The organism is Pseudomonas sp. NPDC086278 (assembly GCF_050280905.1).
GTDB lineage: Bacteria > Pseudomonadota > Gammaproteobacteria > Pseudomonadales > Pseudomonadaceae > Aquipseudomonas.
In genome coordinates, this window is record NZ_JBNNWE010000005.1 from 65,347 (window position 1) to 90,420 (window position 25,074).

A 25,074-nucleotide genomic window follows, 5' to 3' on the forward strand; every position below is an offset into this window, starting at 1 on the left:
TTGCTCGCGAATGCGCTGTGTCAGGCGACATCTGCATTGACTGACCCACCGCTTTCGCGAGCAAGCCCGCTCCCACAGGTTCTTGGTCCCCGCAGACATTTCCCCGGCAGGATTTCATGACGCCCTTGCCCGCACCGCTGCGCTGGCTGTCCACCCTTGAATGGCGCCGGGGTTTTTATGAGTGGGCACGCAGCGATGGCGTGACCTGGGTCTACCTGTTCAAGGTGTTGTTCGCCGCGTTCCTGACCCTCTGGTTGGCGATGCGCCTGGAATTGCCGCAACCGCGCACGGCGATGATCACCGTGTTCATCGTCATGCAGCCGCAAAGCGGTCAGGTGTTCGCCAAGAGCTTTTACCGTTTCCTGGGCACGTTGGCCGGGTCGGCGGTGATGGTCGCGCTGATTGCCTTGTTCGCGCAGAACACCGAGCTGTTCCTCGGTGCGCTGGCGATCTGGGTCGGTATTTGTACAGCCGGCGCAGCGCGGTATCGCAACTTTCGCGCCTACGGTTTTGTGCTGGCCGGGTACACCGCGGCGATGGTCGGTTTGCCCGCGCTGGCGCACCCGGACGGCGCGTTCATGGCGGCGGTCTGGCGCGTGCTGGAAATCTCGCTGGGCATTCTGTGCGCCACGGTCGTCAGCGCGGCGATCCTGCCGCAAACCGCCAGCGCGGCGATGCGCAATGCCTTGTATCAGCGCTTCGGCGTGTTTGCCTTGTTTGTCACCGATGGCCTGCGCGGTCGCAGCCAACGGGAGGCGTTTGAAGCGAGCAACGTGCGCTTCATCGCCGAGGCGGTCGGGCTGGAAGGGCTGCGCAGCGTGACCGTGTTCGAAGACCCGCACATGCGTCGGCGCAACGGGCGGCTGAGCCGCTTGAACAGCGAGTTCATGGGCATCACCACCCGCTTCAATGCCCTGCACCAATTGCTCGAACGCTTGCACAGCAGCGGCGCCGATCAGGTGGTCGCGGCGATCAAACCCGGCTTGCAAGACCTCGCCGAAGTGCTCGACGGTTTCAGCGCTCGCGCCCTGACCAGTGCCGATGCCGCGCGTCTGAGCGCCGCATTGACGGTCTACAAGGAACAGCTGCCGACGCAGGTCCGCAGCCTGCGGGCGATTTTCCAGGAGAGCGCCCCGAGCGACGCCGACCAGCTGGATTTCCACACCGCGTACGAGTTGCTCTATCGCTTTGTCGAAGACTTGCACAGTTATGCACAGACCCACGCTTCGCTCGCCGATCACCGCCATGCCCGGGAGCAATGGGATGAGCCGTTCACCCCGCAAACCAACTGGATGGCCTCGGCGGCATCGGGCATTCGGGCGGCGTTCATTCTGGTGGTGCTCGGCAGCTATTGGGTGGCGACCGCGTGGCCAAGCGGCGCGACCATGACCCTGATCGCGGCGGCGACCGTGGGCCTTAGCGCCGCGACGCCAAATCCGAAACGCATGGCCTTTCAAATGGCTTGCGGAACATTACTCGGGGCGCTGATCGGCTTCGTCGAGATGTTTTTCATTTTCCCGTGGATCGATGGTTTTCCATTGCTGTGCGTGATGCTCGCGCCGGTCATCGTATTGGGTTCGTTCCTGACCTCACGCCCGCAATACGCCGGTGTCGGCCTCGGCTTGCTGATCTTCTTCAGCACCGGTTCGGTGCCGGACAATCTCACCGTCTACAACCCGTACGCGTTCATCAACGACTACATCGCCATGGTCCTCGGCATGCTGGTGTGCGCGGCGGCGGGGGCAATCATCCTGCCGCCGAACAGCCGCTGGTTGTGGCGCCGACTGGAGCAGGATTTGCGTGGGCAAGTGGTGTATGCAATCGGCGGCAAACTGAAGGGGCTGGCCTCGAGTTTCGAAAGCCGTACGCGGGACTTGCTGCACCAGGCCTACGGTCTGGCGGCGGGGCAGCCGCAGGTGCAACGGGACTTGTTGCGCTGGATGTTTGTGGTGCTGGAAGTCGGCCACGCGATCATCGAATTGCGCAAGGAACAGGCGATCTTGCCGGTCCATCCGGCCTACGCCGAATCACAGCCGTGGCGCCAGGCAATCCGGGTGATGGGTCGCTCGCTGGTGCGCCTGTTTCTGCAACCGGGGCAGCACAATCTGGAGCGCAGCCTGATCGCGGTGGACCATGCGCTCAGCCGCGTGCAGGCCACCGACGAACCGTTCGCACCGCACTTCGACACCTCGGCATTGCGCCGGGTGAAGAGCTATCTGCACTTCATCCGCACTTCGTTGCTGGACCCGCAATCGCCGCTTGCCGGCTACCTCAACGCTACGAACAAAGGGCCTGAACATGCCGCGTGAAATCGCCTTCCACGGCGTGTACATGCCGACCATGACGCTGATGTTTTTCATCGCCGCCGCACTGGCCTGGGCCCTGGACCGGTTTTTGTCCGGGTTCGATCTGTACCGCTTCTTCTGGCACCCGGCGTTGCTGCGCCTGAGTCTGTTTACCTGTCTGTTCGGCGCTCTGGCGCTGACCGTCTACCGGTGACGCGCCATCGCTGACTCTCAATCACTGACGCTTTATTACTGAAGAAGGCCCTGATGAAAAAGCTTTTCAGCCTGCTCGCCACGTTGTTGGTGCTGGCCCTCGCGATTTGGATCGGCCGCACGCTGTGGGTGCATTACATGGATACGCCGTGGACCCGCGACGGCCGGGTGCGCGCCGACATCATCAACGTCGCCGCCGACGTCACCGGGCAAGTGGTGGACGTGCCGGTGCGCGACAACCAATTGGTCAAGAAGGGTGATTTGCTGATGCAGATCGACCCCGAGCACTACCGCATCGCGGTCAAACAGGCGCAGTCACTGGTGGCGTCACGCAAGTCGACGTGGGAGATGCGCAAGGTCAACGCCCGGCGCCGCGCCGACCTGGATGCCTTGGTGATCTCCAGGGAAAACCGCGACGACGCCAGCAACATTGCCGACGCGGCACTGGCCGATTATCAACACGCCCAGGCCCAACTCGAAGCCGCCGAACTCAACCTCAAACGCACCGAAGTGCGGGCGGCGGTCGACGGTTATGTGACCAACCTCAATGTGCATCGCGGCGACTACGCGCGCATCGGCGAAGCGAAAATGGCCGTGGTCGATATGAACTCGTTCTGGGTGTATGGCTTCTTCGAAGAAACCAAACTGCCGCACGTGCGGGTCGGCGATAAAGCCGACATGCAGTTGATGAGCGGCGAAATACTCAAGGGGCATGTGGAGAGCATTTCTCGCGGCATCTACGACCGGGATAATTCGGAGAGTCGCGAGCTGATTGCCGATGTGAACCCGACCTTCAACTGGGTGCGCCTGGCGCAGCGAGTGCCGGTGCGGATTCACCTTGATGAAGTGCCCGTCGGGGTGCTGTTGGCGGCGGGGATTACGTGCACGGTGGTGGTCAACCAGACAGTTGGCAAGTAACCCTGTGGCGAGTGGACTTGCCCCCGTTGGATTGCGTAGCTGTCCCAAAACCTGCAAACCGGTGCTGTCAGGTAGAACACATGCTCTGGTTTTACGACGGCTTCGCCCTCGAACGGGGGCAAGCCCCCTCGCCACAAGAGCGATCGAGTCAGCCCTTGCAAAACGTCTCATGCAAATGCCGCCAGATCACTTTGCCACCGGCCGCTTTCTCGAACACCACGGTCGAACGCCGATCCGAGTGCAGCCCCGTTGCATCGGTCTGTTGCTCGCGATAACTGACCACCGCGCCAGCATCATGCAAGGCGATACCGAGCAGTTCGCCGAGTTCAATCCTGAACCCGAGCTTCTTCCCGCCGGCCATTTGAAACAACTCCCGCAACGCGTCGAAATCCAGCGCCCGACCCAGCGGCGAGACCATGGAAAACTGCGGCGAGAAACGCGTCAGTAATTGTTCCAGCTCAGCCGCGTCGCGCTCCTCGGCCAGCCATTGTTCGATTGCGACGTGGGCCTGGATCACTTCGTCGAAGTATTCGGTGTAGTCGGTCATGGGCATGTGGTCACTGTTGGGTTTGCGAATGAATGCGAATTTCCGGTGAATGTTCCAATGCTTTCGCGAGCAAGCCCGCTCCCACAGGGGAATGCATTCCAAATGTGGGAGCGGGCTTGCTCGCGAAGAACGATGACACGGTCTCAGAGCTGCCCGCGCAACCCGAACCGCTTCATCAGCCCTGCCTCCAGCAGGCCTTTGGGCAACAACGCCGCCAGCAACGGCAACGCCCGGCAGCCATTGCCCAAACGAATCAGACGCGGTGGTTTGCTTTGCTGCACAGCCTTGAGCAGGCCTTCGGCAAATTCCCTGGCCGGTGTCGGTTTGTCCTGAGACGCGTTGGCCCGCGCGCGAATGCCTTCACGCAGGGGAAACCACGGCGATTGTTCGGTGATCAATTGCTCGGCTTCATGGCCGGCGTTCTTGGCGAAGCTGGATTCGATGGCGCCAGGCTGGACTTCCATCACGCGGATGCCGAACGGTGCCAGCTCCATGCGCAACGCGTCGGTCAACGCGTGGACGGCGGCTTTGGACGCGCAATAGGCGCCGGCAAACGGCGTCACCAACACCCCGGAAACGCTGCCGATATTCACCACCAGGCCTTTGGCGCGGCGCAGTACCGGGAACAGGGCGCGGGTGACACCGACGACCGAGAACACATTGGTTTCGAACTGGCGCTGCATCGCCGGCACACCGCCGTCGAGCAGCGGCCCTATGGCGCCGTAACCGGCATTGTTGATCAGCACGTCGAGGCCGCCAGTTTGCAGATTGATCCGCTCGCTCAACAGTTCGAGCGCCGCGCCGTCGTTAACGTCCAGTTGCACGGCGGTGAATCCGGCGGCGGCCAGTGCGGCCACGTCTTCAATTTTTCGGGCGCTGGCCCAGACATCGTATCCAGCGTTTTTGAACACATCGGCCAGCGCGCGGCCAATGCCGCTGGAGCAACCGGTAATCAATGCAACGGGCATGGCGCGGTCCTTGTGCAAAACGTTAAAGGGCACATCAATCGGAGAAACTACCCTGCAAACGCTCGGCGCGAAACTCCAATGTTTGCGGGCGATACCCAGGGCGCAGCGGCGGCAGGGGCAAGCAGTCTTCCCAGTTGGCGCCGGCCTGCAATTCACCGGGGCCGTGATAGCGCGGGGCGGTGTATTGATTGTCAGCCAGGTTTACCATGTCGCCCGGCGCATACGCCGCAATGCGCCAGCGCAACTCGGTCAGCGGCACGCTGTTGCCGTTGTTCATTTTCAGCTGTAGCGGACGGTCTGCCGGGCACTGCGCTGGTGCATAGGTGATGCGCAATTCCAGGCGCTCGAGTTGCTTGACCTCGCGGTTGTCCAGCCAGATGACCCACGTAGCGACCAGGCCCAGGCCGATGGCGGCCGCGATAGAGACTGGCAGGGCCTTGGCCGGGTAGCGCAACAATAAAACCAGCCAGGTGATGACCAGCAGGACGCCGATGAACATGTCGTGTGCTCCGTGAACGCATGGCGACCATCGTACCGAAGGGCCGCGGGAATGGACATTCACCGTTCGAGGTCGGCTGCCGTTGGTCGGGACTGTAATTTCTGACAGTAGCCCGCTGTCGCCGTGAACGATTAGATCAGTGCTGGCCTTCAGGGATGCGCCGGTATGCACTCCAAAACCCCCAGATTGTCGGTCGTCGATCCACGAGAGTTGCCGATCTGTTCGGTGGATTATTGGCGTGGAGACCGGGGTGCCATTCCCGAGGCGCGGATGAACCGCATCCTCCACAACGCCGCCGGGCACGCCGTCAAACAGTGGGACCCACGGCTTTGGTTACGGCAGGAACACGACCCGCTGACACCGGCCAATCTCGAGACGGTGTACTCACTGTCAGGAAATGCCGTGTCGATGATCAGCGTCGACGCCGGTTCGCAGATCAATCTTTTCGGCGTGGCCGATCAAGTGCTGCTCGGCTGGGACAGTCGTGGCACACGACGGGAGGTGACTTATGACGACAGGCTGCGCCCCGTGGCGGTGTTCGAGCACCTCCACACGCAGCCGGCGCGGTGTGCCGAGCGCATGGAATATGGTCGTCCCGGTCACGGCAGCCAGGTGCGCAACCAATACGGCGAGTTGATTCGCCAGGATGACCCCGGCGGGAGTGTGCTGTTTGAGTCGTTTGCGATCACCGGTCAATGCACCGCGCACGCTCGACACTTCACGCTGGAGGCGGCTGCAGCGGATTGGCCGCAATCGCTCGTGGATCGACAAAAACTGCTCGAACCCGGTGACGGCGCTGTCTCGACGTGGCGTTTCGGTCCGCTGGGCGATGTACTGGAAAAGCTCGATGCCGGGCAAAACGGCCAGACGTTTGGCTTCTCCCTTGATGGACGGCTTCTGCACTGCGCGTTGAAGCTCGCCGGCAAGCCCGATTGGCAAATGCTCGTCAGCGGGATCGAGTACAACGCCGAGGGACAAATCACTCGCGAGGTGGCGGGCAACGGCGTGCACACGACCCTCACGTATTGCCCTGAAGACGGTCGACTGATGGCGCGACGGGCGCACAGCGATCACAGCGGATGGCTGCAACACCTGCTTTACGCCTATGACCGAATGGGCAACGTCTTGAGCATTGAAGACAAGGCACTGCCGGTGCGCTACTTCAACAACCAGCGCATCGAGCCCCTCAGCCGGTTCAGCTACGACAGTCTTTATCAATTGATCGAGGCGTCTGGCTGGGAGGCGGGCGCCGCGAAGCAAGGGCCGCGCTCGGTCGGGCGCGACGATCCGGCGGCGCTCGGTAATTACCACCAAAGCTATTGTTACGACGCGGGCGGCAATCTGCTGAAGCTGAACCACCTCGGGGCGCAAAGCCCAGGCCGTGAATTGCAAGCCGCCCGCTACAGCAATCGCTGTTTGCCATGGCGCGACGGTGTGCCGCCGAGCGAAGACGACATCGCCGACGCATTCGACGCCAGAGGCAATCTGCTGGCGCTGGATCAGGGCCGGTTTCTGAGCTGGAACCGGCGTGACCAATTGCACGCGGTCAGCCCGGTGGAGCGCGATTCCGGGCTCGACGACCGTGAGGTTTACCTCTATGACGGCGGCGGTCGGCGGGTGCGCAAAGTCCGTTCATTGCAGACCCGCGCCCGGACGGTGACGAGCGAAGTTCGTTACCTCGATGGCCTCGAAGTGCGCACCGACAGCGGCACCGGGCAAAGGCTGCACGTCATCCTGGCCGAGGCCGGGCTGAATGCCGTGCGGGTGCTGCATTGGCAGAGCAACCCGCCGTCCGGGGTCAACGATCAGTATCGCTACACCTTGGTCGACCACCTTGATTCCTGCGCCGTGGAACTGGACGCCGAGGCGCAGATCGTCAGTCAGGAACACTTTTATCCGTTCGGCGAAACGGCCTGGTCCAGTGGCCCGCAGACGTATAAAACCCTGCGCTACTCGGGCAAGGAACAGGATGCGACGGGGCTTTATTACTATGGTTTTCGCTACTACGTGCCGTGGTTGCAACGCTGGTTGAATCCGGACCCGGCGGGGGCGGTGGATGGGTTGAATCTGTTTTGGATGACCCGAAATAATCCGGTCAGCCTGGTCGATGACCACGGCGCCGTCAGCAAGGTGCCGCAGCCGAACGGGTTGCGGCAGCCGATTATTGCGGCGGGTGCGGAGCGTAACGTCCCGGGAGCACGGTATATCGACCGGGGCAAACCCAACCTTGGCGTACCGGCGACCGGTAAGCCCACCAACATCCACAAGGCCCTGGACACCCGCGAGTTCAGGCAGGTCGAGGTCAGCGCAAAATTTATCGAGCCGTTTCCCGGGCGATATTCAGCCACTACGGCGTCCGGGTTGAAAAACAGCCGCGGCGGCGAGTTTATTTTCACGATGGACAAACTGAGTTATTCGGGCGCGGGCAAGGGCGCTTTCAATATGTTGCGGGTGGTCGACATCCCGAAAGGCGAGATCCCCGACAAAGACAACGCGGTCGCCGGATTCTGGGCGCCCCAGGGCGGTTATGTGGACATTCCCCTCAACCCCACCGGCACCGAACCGACCTATGTGTTCACGGCAAACTTCAGCGGTTGCTCCCTGACCGTGGATCAGCTCAACGACAACGTGCTGCGGGTGCGTCATGTCGAGGGCGCGAAGGAGAACGCGCAGTACAACGACCTGCCTGCAACGCAGCACGGCATGGGGCTCGCCGGGGCAATGGAATATCGGGACTACGGCTTTGACCTGGACGAGCAGGGGCAGCCGGAAGAAGTCATATCCGGCTTCGCCTTCATGAAGTTCGACCAAAAACTGCAGGTCTGGAATATTCATTACCAAACCGTCCAGGGCGCGAGCGGCATCGACCGCTACGCACCCGGCAAGGTGGGGCTGCTGAGTCGCTCGAACGCAGCCGTCTCGGTGTATTCACAGACGAAGATCCGCAAAACCATGGCCAAACAGGTGGTCACGGCCAAACGTTGAGCCGAAACCGCTGGTCGCCACTGTAATTTCTGACAGTAGCCAGCCCTGGCCGCCGGCAGTTAGATGACGGCTGGCCAGACAGGGGCGCCAGCGGCATGCAGGCCTTGACGATGCAGATGCACCACCACACACCGACACTCACCGTTGTCGATCCGCGGGGTCTGGCAGTGCGGTCGGTGGCGTATTGGCGCGAGGTCGAGGGCGTCGACGCGCGGCGGCGGGTCAATCGCACCGTTTACGACGCCTCAGGTCGAGCGGTGCTGCGCTGGGACCCTCGGTTGTGGGCGTTGCAGGCAGAAAATCCGTCGGCCCCGGCCAACCTCCGGTCGGTGTATTCGCTCTCCGGCAATCCGCTGTGCACGGTGAGCGTGGATGCGGGCGTGCGGATCAGCCTGTTGGGGCCTGGCCATGAACAGCGGCTGAGCTGGGACGGGCGCGGCACGCAACGCGGGGTCGATTACGACGCGCTGCTTCGCCCGGTCTCGGTGGTCGAGCGCTGCGCCGGGGACGCGAGCGGAAAGTGCGTCGAGCGCCTGACCTATGGTGGTCCCGCCCAAGGCCGCCAGGACTGCAACCAGTACGGACAATTGATACGCCACGACGATCCGGCTGGCACGCTGATCTTCGAATCGTTTGCACTCGGTGGACAGCGCCGCGCGCAAGTGCGGCACTTCACCCTGGCCCCGGTTGATCCCGATTGGCCGGTGCAGGAAGCCGATCGCCAGGCCCTGCTTGAGCCGGGGGAAGGCGCGAGATCGCAATGGACCTCGGGACCGTTGGGCCATGTGCTGGCGCAGGTCGATGCCAAGGGCAACAGACAGGCGTTCAGTCTGACCGTTGACGGACAGTTGCGCGCGACCTGCCTGCAACTTCACGCCACGAACACCTGGCAGCCCGTGGTGCGCGACATCCGCTACGACGCGCGAGGACAGATCGAACAGGAAACCGCGGGTAACGGCGTACACACCACCCTGGTTTACCGCGCCGAAGATGGTCTGCTGCTGACGCGGCAGGCGCGGGATTCCAACGACCGGCTGCTGCAACACCTGATCTACGAATACGACCGGATGGGCAACGTCTTGAGCATTGAGGGCAGGGCGCTGCCGGTGCGCTACTTCAACAACCAGCGCATCGAGCCGGTCAGTCGTTTTACCTACGACAGTCTTTCGCAGTTGATCGGCGCCCAAGGCTGGGAGGCGGGCACTCCCAATCAGGGGCCCGATTCGGTGGGGCGTATTGATCCGGCAGCGCTCAGCAACTATCACCAGACTTACCACTACGACGCGGGCGGCAACCTGCTGACGCTCAACCACCTCGGTGCACAACGCCCTGGCCGTGAATTGCAAGCCGCCCGCTACAGCAATCACTGTTTGCCGTGGCGCGACGGAGTGCCGCCGAGCGAAGACGACATCGCCGAAGCATTCGACGCCAGAGGCAATCTGCTGGCGCTGGATCAGGGCCGGTTGCTGAGCTGGAACCGGCGTGACCAGTTGCACGCGGTCAGTCCGGTGGAACGCGACGCCGGGCTCGACGACCGTGAGGTTTACCTCTATGACGGCGGCGGTCGACGGGTGCGCAAAGTCCGTTCATTGCAGACCCGCGCCCGGACGGTGACGAGCGAAGTTCGTTACCTCGACGGCCTCGAATTGCGCACCGACAGCGGCACCGGGCAAAGTCTGCACGTCATCCTGGCCGAGGCCGGGCTGAACGCCGTGCGGGTGCTGCATTGGCACAGCAACCCGCCGTCCGGGGTCAACGATCAGTACCGCTACACCCTGGTCGACCACCTCGATTCCTGCGCCGTGGAGCTGGACGCCGAGGCGCAGATCATCAGCCAGGAACACTTTTATCCGTTCGGCGAGACGGCCTGGTTCAGTGGCCCGCAGACGTATAAAACCCTGCGCTACTCGGGCAAGGAACAGGATGCGACGGGGCTTTATTACTATGGTTTTCGCTACTACGTGCCGTGGTTACAACGCTGGTTGAGTCCGGACCCTGCGGGGGCGGTGGATGGGCTGAATCTGTTCACGATGGTGCGGAACAACCCGATGACGTTCGTTGATTTATTCGGTCTTCAGCACGATGCCGTGGGGGAGTACGAGATCGACATCGGCGTGCTTCAGCGGATGGGATTGAAGGTCAAGGCCATGACGGCAAAGGTCGTGATGTTTGACGAGAAAACCGGCAAGTACAAACCCAGCTCCGGGTTCAAAGCGGTGGAAGTGGGTGTGGACCTTGGATACGCGGTTGGCAAGGATGAGCTGAAACGCAGCTTGAAGGAGTACAGACGCGCGTTCAAACACGCGTCGAGGATGTTTCCGGATTCCCAGTCAGGCGAGACCCAGATGAATCTGGAACTTGGCGAGTCGATTGCCGCCGAGATGCTGGAACTCGCGGCGTTGGGTTTTCAGAAGACTCAGGTCATCGAGCCGGTTGCCGGGAGTTCCGGCCCACAAAAAATCCTCGAGAGCCGGTTCTTCGCGATTCTGAAGAAAGAAGACAAGCTGAAAACGGCGGGCACCCGACAGATCTACGCCATCGCAGCGATTTCCACCGCGACGCAAATCGGCACGGCCAGCAATGACACCGAGGTCAGGATGGATTTTCTGGTGGCTAACCCGGCCTCCCAGCTGAAACCGAACGAACTGCGGATAGCCGCGGACGCCGGGGTCATGCCCAAGGATGTGTTGAACGTACGCGGCGTGGGCAACTTCCTGACGCTCAAATCGTTGAACAAGATCAACCAGACCAGCAAGGTGGTTAAAATCACCACGCGAGCGATTAACCCGAAGTCAGCGGCGATTGCCTCAAGAACAGGGGCGATCTGGAAGGGATAAAAAAGCCCCCGGCCAACCCGCTGCGGATAGGGAACGCAACGGGCTGGGCGAGGGCTTCTTGTATTACCGGTCAATCACTGCGCAATGGTTTTCACCGACACGCCGCGTTCAATCGGGGTGGAGCGACCGTAGATATCTTCAAAGCGCTCGATATCGTCTTCACCCAGGTAGCTGCCCGATTGCACTTCGATGATCTCGAGTGGAATCTTGCCCGGGTTGCGCAGACGGTGGACCGACGCAATCGGAATGTAGGTCGACTGGTTCTCGCAGAGCAGGAACACGTTTTCGTCACAGGTCACTTCGGCGGTGCCGCTGACCACGATCCAGTGTTCGGCGCGGTGGTGGTGCATCTGCAGTGACAGGCACGCCCCCGGTTTGACCGAGATGTGCTTGACCTGGAAGCGCCCGCCCATGTCCACCGAGTCATACGAACCCCACGGACGATAGACTTCGCAGTGGTTCTGCGTTTCGCTGCGGCCCTGTTCGTTGAGGGTGTTGACCATTTGCTTCACGCCTTGGACCGAGTCCTTGTGGGCGATCATCATGGCGTCCTTGGTTTCGACGACGACGATGTTTTCCAGGCCGATCACCGACACCAGTTTGCCGTTGCCGTGGATCATGCAGTTCTTGCTGTCCTGGATGACCACGTCACCTTTGGACACGTTGCCGTTGGCGTCTTTTTCATTCACTTCCCACAACGACGCCCAGCAACCGACGTCGCTCCAGCCGGCGGTCAGCGGCACGACGCAGGCGCGCTGGGTTTTTTCCATCACCGCGTAGTCGATGGAATTGTCCGGGCAGCAGGCGAACGTGGCTTCGTCGAAGGTGATGGTGTCGGCATCTTGCTCGCTGCGCTCCAGGGTCAGCAGGCAGGTGTCGTAGATGTCCGGGTCGTGCTTTTTCAGCTCTTCGAGGAAGCGGCTGGCGCGGAACAGGAACATGCCGCTGTTCCAGAAATAACCGCCGGACTGAACGTATTCGGTGGCGCGCTTGACGTCGGGTTTCTCGACGAAGTGCGAGACGCGGCTGACACCTTCGGGCAGCAGCGAATCGTTGGTCGACTTGATGTAGCCATAACCGGTTTCCGGTTTGGTGGCCGGGACGCCGAACAGCACCATTTCGCCGTTTTCCGCCGCCACGGTCGCCAGGGCCAGCGCGCGTTGCAGGGCTTTCTGGTCTTCCAGCACGTGGTCGGCCGGCAGCACCAGCATCAACTCGTCGCGACCTTCATTGACCAGCATCATCGCGGTCAAGGCCACGGCAGGTGCGGTGTTGCGACCGAACGGTTCCATCAGGATGCGCTGCACTTCCAGGTTACGGTTGCTCAGCTGTTCGTTGACGATGAAGCGGTGGTCCTTGTTGCAGACCACGATGGGGCTGTCCATGCCGTCGAACACCAGGCGTTCCAGGGTTTGCTGGAACAGCGTGTGTTCGCCGGTCAGGGCCAGGAATTGCTTCGGGAATTGCTTACGCGAAAGCGGCCAAAGACGTGAGCCGCTACCACCTGACAAGATCACCGGAATCATGTTGTTACTCCTTTAAAATCGATTGGTTAGAGCCACGAACGTTCTGTCGTTTCACTCTTGTTGTTGTCTCGTTCTGAGCGCTCACCTCGGCTCCTGTGGGAGCCTGGCTTGCCAGCGATGCAGACGACTCGGTTTTTCAGATTCACCGAGGTGATGCCATCGCTGACAAGCCAGCTCCCACAGAGAGCCGGGTCAGTTCAGAGAATTGATCAGCGTGTCGAAACCGGGCGTTTTACCCAGACTGGCGACAGGCTGCTGCCGCTGCCGGTGACGTACAGCACGGCGGCTTCACCGCGTTCCAGGGCAACCGGTTTGACGTCGCCGACTTTGGTCGCGCCGTCGTACAGCGCCAGGCTGACTTTCACCGGGTTGATTTCACGCTCGCCACGGCCCTTGGCGGCGACGTTCGGCACCACCTCGGTCTTGCCGTCGGCGGTCTTCAGGGTCAGCGCCTTGTCGCTCAGGTTCTGTACGCGCACCAGGGATTTCTGTTTGTTCTTGAACGGTGGTTCTTCGATCAGTTGCGGCGCGCCGCTGGCGTTGTTGACCAGGGTGTAATAGTGATCGCCGGCCAGTTTCACCGGCAGGGTCTGGCTGCCAACCTTGGCGCTGTAGTCGCCGCCGGGCATGAAGCTGAAGTCGCTGCTGGACAGCGGCGCGACGTCGCTCAGCGCGGTGGTGCCGACGGTGGCGCTGACTTCAGCGTTACTGGCGTTGTAGATCCGGACGAAGCTCGAACCTTTCGGTGCGGTCGGGCCGTAGAGTGCGGCGTCGCCAGCGAAGGCGGACATCGACAACACGCTCATGCCTGCAACGAGTGCGAAGGTCTTGGCGAGACGACGAGGAGTAGTTTTAGTGAAAGTCATGGAATTACCTCTCTCTTTCAGTTTTGCGCCCGGTCGGGCGTCTCGGATTTAGTGGTTGCGGCTACGTTTTGTTGGCGCACGCCGGCTTCTTTGAGCTCTGCGACCCACTGCGGGTCGGCGTCACCGATTTCGTTGTTCACAGGCAGATAACGTTCAGGAAATTCCCAGATCAGCACCTGTGGCGGGCTGTTCTTGAAAGCATCGCTTTTGAGGTAGCTGAGCATCGGCAGAATCGGGCCGTGGCCGTCTTCGGCGTAATTGACCACGTCGCTGTGCAGCGCCTGTTTCAGCGCACCGACGAAGTTCCAGTTGGGGTTGGCGCTGTAGCTGGTGCCGATCAGGGCCACCGGCACTTCGGTGTTGGCGAACAACGCGTCATCACCGGCCGGCTGACCTTCAGCCACCACGGTGTTGCGCTTCTGCAGCGGTTCTTGCGCCGGCATCATGTTTTCGAACAGCGGGTCCAGCGGCAGGAACAAGCGCAGGTCGCCCTTGTGCGTGACTTTTTCCGCTGGCGTGGTGACGAATTTTTGCGGTTCGCCACTCAACGGGGATTTTTCAGCGATGGTGCTGGCCAGGGTCTCGGCGGCGATTTGCGCGCCTTCCGGGGTCCAGTGGGTGTCGGTGCGCAGGAACACTTGCTGACCGTTCTGCTTGGCCTGTTGCAACGGGCCGAGCAGGTCGGGGGCGAGGATCTTGTCGGCCGCCACACGGGCGTGGAAGTCCTGATAAAGGTTGGCGTGAATGCTCGACGGCTTCACTTCACCCAAGTGCTCCGGATAGAGGCGCGTCTTGGCCGGCACAATCGCCATCACCAATTTGATGCCTTTCTCTTTCAGGGTCTGACGCACGCCTTCGACCAGCGCGTAGTTGCCTTGCAGGTTCAGCTCTTCATTGACGATCGGGTTGAACTCTTCATCGCTGTAGAGCCACTGATCGCGCCCGAGCACCACGCCCGGACGACCTTCGTTGAACAGTTTGAAATCCAGCGCGGCCCAGAGGTTGGTGCCCAGACGCTTGATCGGAAACTCGGCGTCGTAGTGCGTCTCCACGGCTTTGGCCCAGCGGCCGTTGAGCACCGTCGCGTCGGCGTTGGTGCTGAAGCCCAGGAAACTGCGCGTCGACCACAGGCCCAGTGCCAACAAGGTCACCAGAAACAGGGCGATGTAGAAAATGCGTAATGAGCGGGTCATGGTCAGATCCCTCAGAACTGGAAGTAAAGGAACGGCGAGAAGCTTTGCGCCGAGAGTTTGAAAATCGAGGCGATGAACAACAGCAAGATCAAGCCGCGCATCACGTAACGCGACCAGTCCGCCGTCCAGTAAGCCGGTTGTACGCTGGCTTCAACGCCCACGGTGTAGCCCGGTTCGTGGATGCTGGCCGGGTCGTCGCCGGGTACGGCCTTGATCATTCCCGGGGTCGCGGTGGCCGGGCCATCGGCCTCGACATTGGCAACAGGCTTGCTCTTCTCTGGCGGCAGGTTGCTGTAGAAATCACGGATGCCGAAGAACGCCAGGGTGGCGTACGCCACCACCATGGTTGCGATCTGCAAACCGGTGAGGCTGGCCTGGTTGAGTTCCGACAGCGACCATTCGCCGAAGCTGAACATCGCGTGGTACATGCGGCCGGCGACGTGCAGGTTTTCCGAGCGGAAGATCACCCAGCCCATCACCACCAGCAGGAAGGTCAGCGCCCAGCGGATCGGGTTGATGCTGCGCGGCGAAGTGTTCAGGCCCAGCGCTTTTTCAATCGCCAGCCACATGCCGTGCCACGCACCCCACACGATGTAAGTGATGTTCGCGCCGTGCCACAGACCACCGAGCAGCATGGTCAGGAACAGGTTGCGATAGGTCATCAGCGTGCCTTTGCGGTTACCGCCGAGCGTGATGTAGAGGTAGTCACGCAGCCAAGTGGAGAGGCTGATGTGCCAGCGCCGCCAGAACTCGGTGATCGACTGGCTGATGTACGGCTGCTTGAAGTTTTCCATGAAGCGGAAACCCATCATCAAACCCAGGCCGATGGCCATGTCGCTGTAACCGGAGAAGTCGAAATACAGCTGCGCGGTGTAGGCCAGTGCGCCGAGCCAGGCATCGCCCGTGGTCGGGTTTTGCAAGGCGAAGCAATGGTCCGCCACCACCGCGAGGGTGTCGGCAATGAAGACCTTTTTGATGAAACCCTGCATGAACCGCGTGCAGCCCTCGGAGAATTTGTCGAGGGTGTGCGTGCGGTTGTTGAACTGGTCGGCGAGGTCGCGAAAGCGCAACACCGGGCCAGCGATCAAGTGCGGGAAAATTGCCACGAAGGCCGCGAAGTCGATCAGGTTGCGGGTGGCCGGGGTATCGCCACGGTAGACGTCGATGATGTAGCTGATGGACTCGAAGATGTAGAACGAGATCCCGATCGGCAACAGCACGTGGGTCAGGATGAACGGCGACAAGCCGACCGACGTCATCATCGCGTTGATGCTGTCGACCCCGAAGTTGGCGTACTTGAAGTAGCCTAGGATGCACAAGTCGACCGCCACGCCGAGCAGCAGCCAGCGCTGCGCCGGTTTGGTCCGCACGCCGGCGGCACCGACTTTGAGGCCGATCCAGTAGTTCCACAGCGTGACGGCGGCGAACAGCGCCAGGAAGTCCACCCGCCACCAGGCATAGAACACATAGCTGGCGAGCAGCAGCAGCAAGTTGCGATAGCGTATTCCGCTCAAGTAGTACATGCCGAGAAAGATCGGCAAGAACAGAAACAGGAACACGTTGGATGAAAATACCATCCCGATCTCTCCATGTTTAACCAACAGTCAAGGGCCAACGGCCCCCCCAAACCCCCCACCGAAAAACCGGGGGAATACAACTCAACTCACGTCTTGCACTTACCCGTACCCTGTGGCGAGGGGGCTCGCCCCCGTTCGGCTGCGAAGCAGTCGTAAAACCAGCAAACGCGTTTTTCCTGATTTACCGCGTTGTCGGGTTTTGGGGGCGCTGCGCACCCCAACGGGGGCAAGCCCCCTCGCCACAATGGATCGCGTTGAGCCTTAAGAACCTTTGCCTTTTTCGTTGGCCGGGTCGTAGACCTTGGTCAGGTCACCGCCGAGGCGGAAGGTCTTGAACGGTTGCATCCCGTGCTTTTTCTCGAGCACGTCGGGCGGGCAGGTGTAGAGCGAGCAGAACGGTTCAAGCCAGGCAAACTTGGAGTCGACCTTGAGGTCGGTCATGTCCTGATCCTTGCCGTTCTTTTTCTCGAATTCGTCCGGGTCTTTGACCCCCGCGAGCACTCGGTCACCCAGGCGTTTGAGCGCGCCGTTGTTTTCCTGACGCACATCCACACCGTTGACCTGGGCGAAACTGGCGATCATCGCGAGCGGCGGCAGGGCGTAGTTGTGGTAGGCGAGGGCGCGTTGCTGGCGCTTGAGTTCGTTGGGCAGGAAACCTTGCGCGTCGACCTGGTTGGCGCCGACTTTGTATTCCTTCACGGCCCAGTCAAACAGGTCGCGGCGGTTGGTCGCGACGGACGTTGCCATCACCGACCAGGCGGCCCAGTACGAGTGGTTGTTGGTTTTATCGAGCGGCAGGTTGTCCCAGTCGCTGACCACTTGATCCGCCATTTTGCTGAACCAGGCTTCGATCAGTTGCGACTCCTGTTGGTGGTTGGCCAACGGATGGGAATCGGAGAACTTCAGGCGAATGTACGACGAAGCCATGCTGCCCAATGCCCATTTGCGCATCGACTTGCCGGTGTGGTTGAAGTCCTTCGACATCAGCGCATCGGCCTTGGCCCAGGCGGTCAACCAATTGAGCGTGCATTCGAGCTGTTCCGGGCGACCGTCACGCATGAACTGCATCACGCGCTTGCTGGTGCCGCGCTCCATTTTGGTGATGTCGGCGGTGGTGTCGCGAAAGGCTTTTTCCGACTGCACGTTCAGGGTTGAACGAGCCTTGTCGGAGCCTTCGTATTTGCTGCGAAATTGCAGCGAGCCGGTGTACGGCGTCGGCATCGCCTCGCAGCCTTCGCTGCTGTCGCCGGTTTTGACTTTTTCAATCGGCGCGAAGTAACCCTGTGGCGGGCGCAGTGGCGCGGCGGCCTGGGTTGCGCCGGCGAACATCGCCAGGCTCAACAGGGTCGGTGCCAACAGTTTTTTCAAGTTCGGATTTCGCATAGCAGACCTCATTGCCCGACCGAAGCAGTACGCTGCTCGGCACTCGGGAATACGTTGCGTTTGCAGATTTTCGCTTCGACTTTTTGCGGCGCGGCACCGGCTTCAGGGCCTTGGACTTCGACGGCCAGCAGATTCTGCGAGGCCCAGTCTTCATCCGTGCGCAACTCAAAGGCGAAACGCCCGTCGGTGTCGGAGGTTTCCGGTTTTTCGATTTTGATGTCCTCGTGGCGACCGTTCATGTACCAGAGGGTGGCTTGCAGAGTTTTCACCGATGGATCGGCGAAGCGGATGTCGACCTGGTGACTGCTGTTTTGCAGGTTCAGGTTTTTGCTGTTGACCATCAATTCGTTCTTGCCCGGTTTCAATGTGGTGCTGCCGGTCATCTGTGCATCCTTTCCTTCGCAACCGTTGTCCAGCAGCGCCATCATCTGGCGGTAGATGGTTTCCTGGTCGAGGCGATAGAGCGGCGAGAATTCCCAGATCAGAATCTTCGGCGGCTTGGTCTGGAATTCTTCGCTGCCCAGGTACTGCAGCATCGAACCTTCCAGGCCACCGCCGGGGAACGCCACGTTGAGGATGTCGGCGCCGATGGCCTCTTCGAGGAAACCGGCGAAGTTGTAGTTCTTGCCACTGTGGCTGGTGCCGACCAGGGTGATTTCCGGATTGCCGGCGTCGCTGAACAAGTCACCATCGGCGGCTTCGCCTTTGGGCTCGGTGGTGAATTGATCCATGTACTGGATCGCGTAGCTGGTGCCACAGAGTTGACCGGCCATGTTGTGCAATGTTCCGGTCTTGCCCATGCGACCCGACCTGTGGCTCTCGAATTCGCGTTTCGGAATGTCCGCAAATTCAGGCATTTGCTTGATTTTCTCGCCGACGATTTTCGCCGTGCGCTGGGCGCCATACGGCGTCCAGTGCTGGTCGCCGCGGAAGTAGAAGTCATGCGCCGGCAGGGTGTCGGGCAGCGATTCGTTGGTCAGCGGCGACAGGTCCGGCACGGTGTAGCCCATGGCGGCGAAACGCCCGAGCATGGTTTTGTAATTCTTCAGCGCCTTGTCGAAATCGAATCGGGCCTTGTCTTCCGGGTTGAGCTTGTTGCGGTTCACCAGGCCACGGGTGGGCTGATAAACCACCACCAGTTCCACGCCTTTGCTCTTGAACGCATCGTGCAGTTCTTTCATGCGTTTGTAGCCGGCGGGGGAGGTGTCGAACTCGGTGCGCAAGTCTTCTTGCGTACGGAACAACCAATCGCCCTGCGCCTGCACCAGCGTGGTGAAGTTCTGCTGATAACGCGTGGTGTAGTTCTTCGCGTCGTGAGCTTCAGGACACAGGTTGCAGCACGGGTCGGCGGTGAATGTCGGCGGTTGGACTTCATCCGCGCGCGCACCGTTGCTGGCCGCGAGAATCCCAAGCGTCAGGCCCGACAGGCTGAGTAATTTGATCAAGTGTGGGTGCATAAAATTATCCTCAGTCCCGCATTTCGGTCTGGCGTTCGACGGGGTCGATCAGCACGGCTTTCTGCTGGCGCACCAGCAGGTCGAGAATTTCGTCCTGACGCTCGCCCAGAATCCCGTTGAAGCTGATGCCGCTGGATTTGGTCGGGGCGAGCATGGACACGCGATACAACTCGACGCTCAGCGGCGAGTCGATGGACAGCGGGCCGCTGCCGTTACCGGCCAGTTCGCCGCCAACGATGATCAGCGACACCTGGGCATCGAACGGGTCGAGCTTGATGTCGCGGTCGGTGTCGCTCAGGTCTTTGATGTGGCCGTAGACGCCGGTCAGGCCGTTGGCCATCGACAGGTTTTCGTAGAGGCGGATATTCACGCTGTTACGAATGCGGATGCCGTGGCGACGGTTGCTGATCACCTTGTTGGCGTACAGCAGATTGTCGCCACTCTCGTAGAGGGTGATGCCGTCGGTGTGGTTCCTGTAGATCTCGTTGTAGGCGATCAGGTTGTTCACGCTGTTACGGTCGATCACCAGGCCCGAGAGTTTGTTGTCAAAGCTGCGGTTGTTGAAGATGAAGCTGTCGTTGACCTCACGGGAAATAATGATCCCGTGCTTCTTCTTCGTGCCGTACACCGTGTTGTCGGCAATGATCAGACCGTGGGAACGGTCATGCGGGTCGATGCCGTAGACAATGTTGTCTTTGTAGGTGTTGCCCTTGACCACGAAGTCGCGGGTCTCGTAGCAGTAGAAGCCGTACCACATGTCGGAGAACTCGGAGCCGACGATCCAGCCGGTCGGCTCAGGGCGCTTGAGGACCTTGGCCATGTTCGGCGTGTACTGGGAAATACTCACGCCGTAGGACTTGCTGTTGGCGTAACCGAAGCTGGCGATCTTGCTGTTGGCGATGTAGGTCTCGGTGCCGCCCCAGGACAGCAGGAACGGACGGAATTCCTTGGGCGACTTGAAGGCCGCCGGGCCGTTTGCCTTTTAGCTCCAGCCGGTGATTTTTCTATAACGCACGAACAGCTGGCCGTCGTTGACCAGGAACGAGCCGGCCTCTTGCGACAGGCGCAATTCCTGGGTCTGTCGGTCGATTTCGAGGATGCCGTGACGGCCCACCACAATCGGCAATTTCGCCAGGAACACGCCCGGCGAGGTTTCGCTGAAGTACTGCTTGGGCAGTTTTTTCGCCAGGTCCTTGAGGTTCATGTAGCCGTCGTCGACGAAGATCGCCTGGGGGATGCCGTGCTGACGCACTACCCATTCGGCCATCTTGTTGTCGCCGCCGATGAAGTCCTTCAGCGCGTCTTCCTGCATCATCCGGCGCACGCTGATCTTGCCGGCCTTGGTGCGCACGACTTTCTTGGCGATGGCTTCGGCGGTGTAGCCGGAGGTGTCCGGCAATTTCGGCTTTTCAAGCTCCAGCGGCGCGGTCGGTGCGCTGCTGACGGTGTAGGTCTTGGCCTGTTGCAGTTCCTTGGCCATGGTCGCCGGCTTTTGCGTCGCCGCCGGCTCCACGTTGGCCTGCGCCACGCTGGCAAAACCGGCCGAGCTGGCCAGCAGCAGCGCGAGAGCCAGCAAGGTCAACGCGCCTCTCTTCGGACTGTTCATGTCAGGAACTCCCTTCGCGGTTCGCATCAGAAGCGCCAGATCACGTCGATGAATGCGCGGTGCATGTACGAGTCGACGCCTTTGCCGTAAGCGTCGCCAGGCTTGAACACCCCTCCACGCAACCGCACGAGGGCCGAAGGCTCATCAATCGACTGGCTCAGCGAGGCCGGCAGCAAGCCTTGCTTGAAGTACTTGGTGACGACCACGTCCATTTCCTGGCCGAGGTCTTTGTTGCCGTCTTCCAGCGGCAGCGCCGTGCTGGAAAGAATGGCGCCGGTGGCGTCGTCGGTGTTGTTCTCGACGGCGTCGATGCCGTTGCTGCCGACGGGCTTGTTGCCGTCGACGCGCCAGAATTTGTGGTAGATCAGGCTGGCGTCGTATTCGTCGTTGAGCATCCACGAACCGAACAACGTCGCGCTTTGCATGTTTTGCATTTCGCCACGGAAGGCTTCACCGAAACGGTGAGCGCGCGAGCGGGTGCCGGTGTAAGTCGAGCGGTTGCTTTCCAGGCCGTTCTGTTCGTAATCGGCGCTGGCTCGGGCATAGGCGGCACCGACTTGCCATTGCGGATCGAGGCGCAGGCGCACGCCAAGGTCGGTGGCCCAGCCATCGATGTTGCCGCTGGTTTTGGCTTGGGCCGGCGCGGTGCCGTCGGCGTTCAACGGGTTGACCTTGTCGCGGTCGCCGCTCATGCCCGTGATGCTGCCCCAGTAATTGACGGTGTTGGTGTTGCGCCAGTTGTAGGCGTCGCTGTCGGCGGTGAGGCCGAGCCAGCTGATGTCGCCATTTTGTTTCTTGTCCAGCGTATCGGCAGGCACGCCAGGCTCTGCGTAGTCCAGCTTGCCGTCATCGTGGGTGTGATGACCGCGAATGCCGACCCAGTTGCCCGGCGTCCACTGATACGCCGCATCGCCGTAGACATGCAGGCGATCTTTATCGTTGGGCGACAGTTCGGTCAGGTCGGTGCGGTATTCGCTGAAGCGTTCAGCCACACCGGCGTTGGCGCGCAACAGCGTGGTGTCGAAGGTCCAGTTCAGGGCTTCGATGTTGGTGTCGCGCCATTGGCCGTCGTCGTTGCGCAGGCGTTGACGACCGAGCTTGAGCATCTCGCCGGGATACGGCGTCAGGCCGCTGTAGCCGACCCAGAATTCGCGCATCGCCAGGTAGTTTTTCTTGGTCTTGCGATCACCGTTGTCGGTGGTCTGGGTGCCGTCGCCGTTGGTCCCTTGCAGGGTGTCGGTTTCGATGATGTCGGTGGCCGTCACGGCCTGGCCCATGGCGTAGGCGCTCCAGGCACCGCTCTCGCCGTAGATCCACGGACGCAGGTCGAGACCGACGCCGTTGACGTCGCCACCTTTCTGCGTGCCGAGGTCGGTGTCGTCTTCAGACTGCGCGGTGATTTTCGCGTCAAGCCCGTAGTTCTTGGTTTCGGTCATGGCCGCGAGGGTCGGACACGACCACAACAGGGCGAATGTCAGGCCAATGCCGGCCTGTACAAAGGGATTCAACTTCATAGGGATTCCTCGCCGTCTTCTTCTTGCAGGGCGTGCAGTTCCAGCGTGTTCTGGCTCAAGGCGCCACGAACGGCCTGTTCTTGTTTCAACAGGCGTTGGGCCTCGGCGAGCTGGGCAGGCGGCAGTTGGGCTTCGAGTGTTTGTGCAAGCTCGGTGGCTTGCGGGGTGTCTTGGGCCTTGGCCAACTGGCTGAAGACATACGCGTTGAGCGGGTTGGGCTTGGTGCCCTTGCCTTGGGAAAACAGTTGGGCGATGGCGAAGTCGGCGCTGTTCTGGCCGTTGCGCGCAGCGGTCAGCAGGTGATCCAGCGCTTTCTGCGAATAGACTTTGCCCAGGTAACCACGGCGGTAGATCTGGCCGAGGTAGTAATCGGCGGCGACTTCTTTGCCGACGGCTTTCTGGAAGTGGGCTTCGGCGACCTTGGCGTCGGCCGGCACCCACTTGCCTTCGTAGTAGAGCTTGCCGAGCAACAGTTCGGCGCGCGGCTGGTCAGCGGCGCGGCCGTTCTCCAGGTACTTCATCATCGTGTCGACGTCGCCCAGTTCCGGGAAGTCGTAGAGCAATTGCGCGAGGCTGACCCACGACGCCGGGTAGCCCGGCGCGATGCCTTCGAGCAGCGACTGCGCGGTTTTTTCGTCAGTCTTGCCCAAGGTGGCGTCGCCGAGGACGCGAGCGACGCTGTCGATCCGCTGCGCGGAAACGCTGCCCCGCGCATGCGCGGCTTGCATCTGCTTGATCAGCTCGGCTTGTTGCTCCGGTTTCGCTTGTTTCTGGTACACCGTGGCCAGTTCGACGTAACAGATGTCGGTGCTGTTCAACGCGGCTTTGCAGATGCTTTCGACTTCGTCCAGGTGCTGGTCGTAAGTGCCTTGGGTGCGGTAGAGCAGCACCTGGGCCAGGCCCGCTTCCGGTTTGCCTTCGGCGCGCCACTTGCTGATCTGCTGCTGGGCGTTGATGTTCGGGAAACTGTGCGGGTATTGCAGGTACAGCATGGCCAGCGGGATCAGGGTGTTGCCTTCGCCATTGGCCGAGGCTTTTTTCAACAGGCCTTCGGCTTCGTGCTGTTCAGCTTCGGTGGAACCGGGCTTGGCCACCAGCAGGCGACCGAGGCGCGCCTGAGCCCGCGGCGAAACGTCGGCCGCGGCGCGGTAAGTCGCCTCGGCTTGCTTGATCTGCGCCGGGTCACGGCTGTCGACCTGGATATCGGCCAGGCCAACCTGTGCTTCGCTGTAGCCCAGGTCTGCCAGTTGCTGGTAATTCTGCGCCGCCAGTGCGGTGTCGCCGCGCTTCAGGGCTTCGTTGGCCAGACGCTGGTCGGGCAGGCCGGCGCAACCGCCGAGGCTGACCGCCAATGCAACGGCACACAGCGATCCAATGTGGGAGCGAGCTTGCTCGCGATGCAGGCGGCTCGGTGTATCAGACAGACCGCGTGGATCCCATCGCGAGCAAGCTCGCTCCCACAGGGTCGGCGGTGTGTTGGAAATAGGAGTCGTCACAGGCAGGTCCTCGACTTAAAGGCCAGAAGCCATGGCTTTGTCGATCAGCCAGTTGAGGTTCGGGCCACGGTCGCTGTTCACTTCAACCGGGCGACCGGCGAACTTGCTGTCCAGTGGTTCGTCCGGCTGGATCAGCACGCGGATGTCGGACGACAGGTCGGCGCTTTTCAGGCTGGTGCTGCTGACGATTTTGCCGCTGCGGGTCTGGTCTTCGCCGGCGATCTGGAAGCTGACCGAAGTGCCTGGGCGTACATCGCCGAACTGGCGATAGGAGAAGCGCGCTTCAACGTTGGCTTCGCTGTTACGCGGCACCAGGGAGAAGATCACGTCGCCCTTGCTGGCGTACTGACCGTTGGCGACCAGTTGCTGGGCCACGGTGCAATCGCATGGCGAGGTCAGGGTGCCGGTCATTTGCTTGCCGAACAGTTCTTCAACCTTGGCCGGTTGCAGTTGTTCTTCGTCCAGATGCCCTTTGAGCACGTCGAGCATGCTGGTGCTGAACGTGGCGAGCGGGGCGCCTTTGGCGGCAACGCCGTCGGCCTTGATCAGGCTCTGCACGGTGCCGTCACGCGGCATGGTGATGTTCATCCCCGGCACGCTGACCAGCCCAGCTTGTGCATGGCTGACGAAGTACATGCCGTACACCGATTTGAAAATGAAACCGAACGCCGCCAGGCCCACGAGGAAAATCGCCAGGCTGAACGTCACGGCACGCAAGCGCCCGAACGCGGTCATGCCGTGGCCGCCGTCCTTGACCTTGCGCGCCTTGGTGAAGTTGTCGCGCTGCAGGGTCGCCAGCACTTCACCCATGCTGACGATGTCGCCGGCCAGGTGCGAGGTGATCAAGTGGCGCAGGGTCGAGATGTCTTGCGGTTCCAGGTTCTGGAACTGGCAACCGGCGCGACCGGTCTGGCGATCGAAGGAGCGGATCTGCAGCTCCACGTCCATCGCCAGGCCGAGGTTATCGATGACGAATTGCAGGCGAGCCTTGTGCACATCGCCGACCTTCAGCGGCAGCTGACCGGCGTTGAACGCCAGGCCGCCGGCGGAGAGGTCGATCACTCGGGCTTCGACCGGAGTCCGGTCAGGGCCGAAAAAACGCAGCCTGGCCGGGATTTTCACTCGGGCGTGTTGGCGCTGGGCTTCGGATTCATGCACTACGTTGGCGTTGACGGCGGTATTCATAAGGGCTATTTCCTGGCTA

Annotated in this window: 17 protein-coding genes and 1 pseudogene; 5 read left to right on the forward strand and 13 right to left on the reverse strand. The window is 61.2% G+C overall.

All coding sequences use genetic code 11. The features are described 5' to 3' along the window. The first annotated feature begins 116 nt into the window (after nt 1-116). The 3 genes from ACQKP4_RS03130 to ACQKP4_RS03140 are packed head-to-tail and all read left to right on the forward strand — an operon-like array spanning nt 117 to nt 3,416. Complete coding sequence (locus tag ACQKP4_RS03130) at nt 117-2,309, forward strand: FUSC family protein (protein WP_427630315.1); 2,193 nt, start codon at nt 117-119, stop codon at nt 2,307-2,309. Beyond that, the gene (locus ACQKP4_RS03135; protein ID WP_007896379.1) at nt 2,299-2,499 is read left to right on the forward strand and encodes a DUF1656 domain-containing protein; all 201 of its coding nucleotides are present in this window, start codon (nt 2,299-2,301) and stop codon (nt 2,497-2,499) included. Before ACQKP4_RS03130 ends, ACQKP4_RS03135 begins: the two co-directional genes overlap by 11 nt. 53 nt (nt 2,500-2,552) lie before the next feature. Further along, nucleotides 2,553-3,416 (forward strand): efflux RND transporter periplasmic adaptor subunit, encoded by an 864-nt coding sequence (locus ACQKP4_RS03140; protein WP_427630317.1) that lies wholly within the window; start codon nt 2,553-2,555, stop codon nt 3,414-3,416. 148 nt (nt 3,417-3,564) lie between these two features. Here the strand turns inward: ACQKP4_RS03140 and ACQKP4_RS03145 are convergent, their stop codons facing one another. The 3 genes from ACQKP4_RS03145 to ACQKP4_RS03155 form a co-directional block, all read right to left on the reverse strand. Next, complete coding sequence (locus tag ACQKP4_RS03145; RefSeq protein ID WP_427630319.1) at nt 3,565-3,963, reverse strand: DUF4440 domain-containing protein; 399 nt, start codon at nt 3,961-3,963, stop codon at nt 3,565-3,567. 143 nt (nt 3,964-4,106) lie between these two features. Then, nucleotides 4,107-4,931, reverse strand: a complete 825-nt coding sequence (locus ACQKP4_RS03150; RefSeq protein WP_427630321.1) for an SDR family oxidoreductase — start codon at nt 4,929-4,931, stop codon at nt 4,107-4,109. 34 nt (nt 4,932-4,965) lie between these two features. Beyond that, nucleotides 4,966-5,430, reverse strand: coding sequence for a multidrug transporter (locus ACQKP4_RS03155; protein WP_427630322.1), 465 nt, complete (start codon nt 5,428-5,430; stop codon nt 4,966-4,968). A gap of 165 nt (nt 5,431-5,595) precedes the next feature. Between ACQKP4_RS03155 and ACQKP4_RS03160 the strand changes: the two genes are divergently transcribed. Then, a complete protein-coding gene (locus ACQKP4_RS03160) occupies nt 5,596-8,415 on the forward strand; it encodes an RHS repeat domain-containing protein (RefSeq protein ID WP_427630324.1) in 2,820 nt (939 codons plus the stop codon). Nucleotides 8,416-8,510: 95 nt separating this feature from the next. Beyond that, nucleotides 8,511-11,252: an RHS repeat domain-containing protein gene (locus ACQKP4_RS03165; protein ID WP_427630326.1), complete on the forward strand. Its 2,742-nt coding sequence runs from the start codon at nt 8,511-8,513 to the stop codon at nt 11,250-11,252. Between the two features lie 74 nt (nt 11,253-11,326). Here the strand turns inward: ACQKP4_RS03165 and ACQKP4_RS03170 are convergent, their stop codons facing one another. The 10 genes and pseudogenes from ACQKP4_RS03170 to ACQKP4_RS03215 all read right to left on the reverse strand — a co-directional run bounded on the left by ACQKP4_RS03170 (nt 11,327) and on the right by ACQKP4_RS03215 (nt 25,055). Continuing rightward, on the reverse strand, nt 11,327-12,778 hold the full coding sequence (locus ACQKP4_RS03170; protein ID WP_427630328.1) for a mannose-1-phosphate guanylyltransferase/mannose-6-phosphate isomerase: 1,452 nt from the start codon (nt 12,776-12,778) through the stop codon (nt 11,327-11,329). 209 nt (nt 12,779-12,987) lie between these two features. Further along, the gene (locus ACQKP4_RS03175; RefSeq protein ID WP_427630330.1) at nt 12,988-13,644 is read right to left on the reverse strand and encodes an alginate O-acetyltransferase AlgF; all 657 of its coding nucleotides are present in this window, start codon (nt 13,642-13,644) and stop codon (nt 12,988-12,990) included. A 17-nt stretch (nt 13,645-13,661) separates the two neighbouring features. Beyond that, nucleotides 13,662-14,837 (reverse strand): alginate O-acetyltransferase, encoded by a 1,176-nt coding sequence (locus tag ACQKP4_RS03180; RefSeq protein WP_427630332.1) that lies wholly within the window; start codon nt 14,835-14,837, stop codon nt 13,662-13,664. 11 nt (nt 14,838-14,848) lie between these two features. Further along, the gene (locus ACQKP4_RS03185) at nt 14,849-16,414 is read right to left on the reverse strand and encodes an MBOAT family O-acyltransferase (RefSeq protein ID WP_427630334.1); all 1,566 of its coding nucleotides are present in this window, start codon (nt 16,412-16,414) and stop codon (nt 14,849-14,851) included. Between the two features lie 261 nt (nt 16,415-16,675). Further along, nucleotides 16,676-17,797, reverse strand: coding sequence for a mannuronate-specific alginate lyase (locus ACQKP4_RS03190; RefSeq protein ID WP_427630336.1), 1,122 nt, complete (start codon nt 17,795-17,797; stop codon nt 16,676-16,678). An 8-nt stretch (nt 17,798-17,805) separates the two neighbouring features. Further along, a complete protein-coding gene (locus tag ACQKP4_RS03195) occupies nt 17,806-19,254 on the reverse strand; it encodes an alginate O-acetyltransferase (protein WP_427630337.1) in 1,449 nt (482 codons plus the stop codon). 10 nt (nt 19,255-19,264) lie between these two features. Then, nucleotides 19,265-20,860: pseudogene (gene algG / locus ACQKP4_RS03200) on the reverse strand (mannuronan 5-epimerase AlgG). Between the two features lie 26 nt (nt 20,861-20,886). Continuing rightward, on the reverse strand, nt 20,887-22,374 hold the full coding sequence (locus ACQKP4_RS03205; RefSeq protein WP_427630339.1) for an alginate export family protein: 1,488 nt from the start codon (nt 22,372-22,374) through the stop codon (nt 20,887-20,889). Continuing rightward, entirely contained in the window at nt 22,371-23,870 is a 1,500-nt protein-coding gene (gene algK, locus ACQKP4_RS03210; RefSeq protein ID WP_427630341.1) for an alginate biosynthesis TPR repeat lipoprotein AlgK, read from the reverse strand. The genes ACQKP4_RS03205 and algK overlap by 4 nt, the downstream gene beginning before the upstream one ends. A 15-nt stretch (nt 23,871-23,885) precedes the next feature. Next, nucleotides 23,886-25,055: a PilZ domain-containing protein gene (locus ACQKP4_RS03215; protein WP_427630342.1), complete on the reverse strand. Its 1,170-nt coding sequence runs from the start codon at nt 25,053-25,055 to the stop codon at nt 23,886-23,888. Between the last annotated feature and the right edge of the window lie 19 nt (nt 25,056-25,074).

What these genes read in the sequence shown, in the direction of transcription:
- ACQKP4_RS03130 (WP_427630315.1), top strand. Translation starts at nt 117, where the DNA reads ATGACGCCCTTGCCCGCACCGCTGCGCTGGCTGTCCACCCTTGAATGG.
- ACQKP4_RS03135 (WP_007896379.1), top strand. Translation starts at nt 2,299, where the DNA reads ATGCCGCGTGAAATCGCCTTCCACGGCGTGTACATGCCGACCATGACG.
- ACQKP4_RS03140 (WP_427630317.1), top strand. Translation starts at nt 2,553, where the DNA reads ATGAAAAAGCTTTTCAGCCTGCTCGCCACGTTGTTGGTGCTGGCCCTC.
- ACQKP4_RS03145 (WP_427630319.1), bottom strand. Translation starts at nt 3,963, where the DNA reads ATGACCGACTACACCGAATACTTCGACGAAGTGATCCAGGCCCACGTC.
- ACQKP4_RS03150 (WP_427630321.1), bottom strand. Translation starts at nt 4,931, where the DNA reads ATGCCCGTTGCATTGATTACCGGTTGCTCCAGCGGCATTGGCCGCGCG.
- ACQKP4_RS03155 (WP_427630322.1), bottom strand. Translation starts at nt 5,430, where the DNA reads ATGTTCATCGGCGTCCTGCTGGTCATCACCTGGCTGGTTTTATTGTTG.
- ACQKP4_RS03160 (WP_427630324.1), top strand. Translation starts at nt 5,596, where the DNA reads ATGCACTCCAAAACCCCCAGATTGTCGGTCGTCGATCCACGAGAGTTG.
- ACQKP4_RS03165 (WP_427630326.1), top strand. Translation starts at nt 8,511, where the DNA reads ATGCAGGCCTTGACGATGCAGATGCACCACCACACACCGACACTCACC.
- ACQKP4_RS03170 (WP_427630328.1), bottom strand. Translation starts at nt 12,778, where the DNA reads ATGATTCCGGTGATCTTGTCAGGTGGTAGCGGCTCACGTCTTTGGCCG.
- ACQKP4_RS03175 (WP_427630330.1), bottom strand. Translation starts at nt 13,644, where the DNA reads ATGACTTTCACTAAAACTACTCCTCGTCGTCTCGCCAAGACCTTCGCA.
- ACQKP4_RS03180 (WP_427630332.1), bottom strand. Translation starts at nt 14,837, where the DNA reads ATGACCCGCTCATTACGCATTTTCTACATCGCCCTGTTTCTGGTGACC.
- ACQKP4_RS03185 (WP_427630334.1), bottom strand. Translation starts at nt 16,414, where the DNA reads ATGGTATTTTCATCCAACGTGTTCCTGTTTCTGTTCTTGCCGATCTTT.
- ACQKP4_RS03190 (WP_427630336.1), bottom strand. Translation starts at nt 17,797, where the DNA reads ATGCGAAATCCGAACTTGAAAAAACTGTTGGCACCGACCCTGTTGAGC.
- ACQKP4_RS03195 (WP_427630337.1), bottom strand. Translation starts at nt 19,254, where the DNA reads ATGCACCCACACTTGATCAAATTACTCAGCCTGTCGGGCCTGACGCTT.
- ACQKP4_RS03205 (WP_427630339.1), bottom strand. Translation starts at nt 22,374, where the DNA reads ATGAAGTTGAATCCCTTTGTACAGGCCGGCATTGGCCTGACATTCGCC.
- ACQKP4_RS03215 (WP_427630342.1), bottom strand. Translation starts at nt 25,055, where the DNA reads ATGAATACCGCCGTCAACGCCAACGTAGTGCATGAATCCGAAGCCCAG.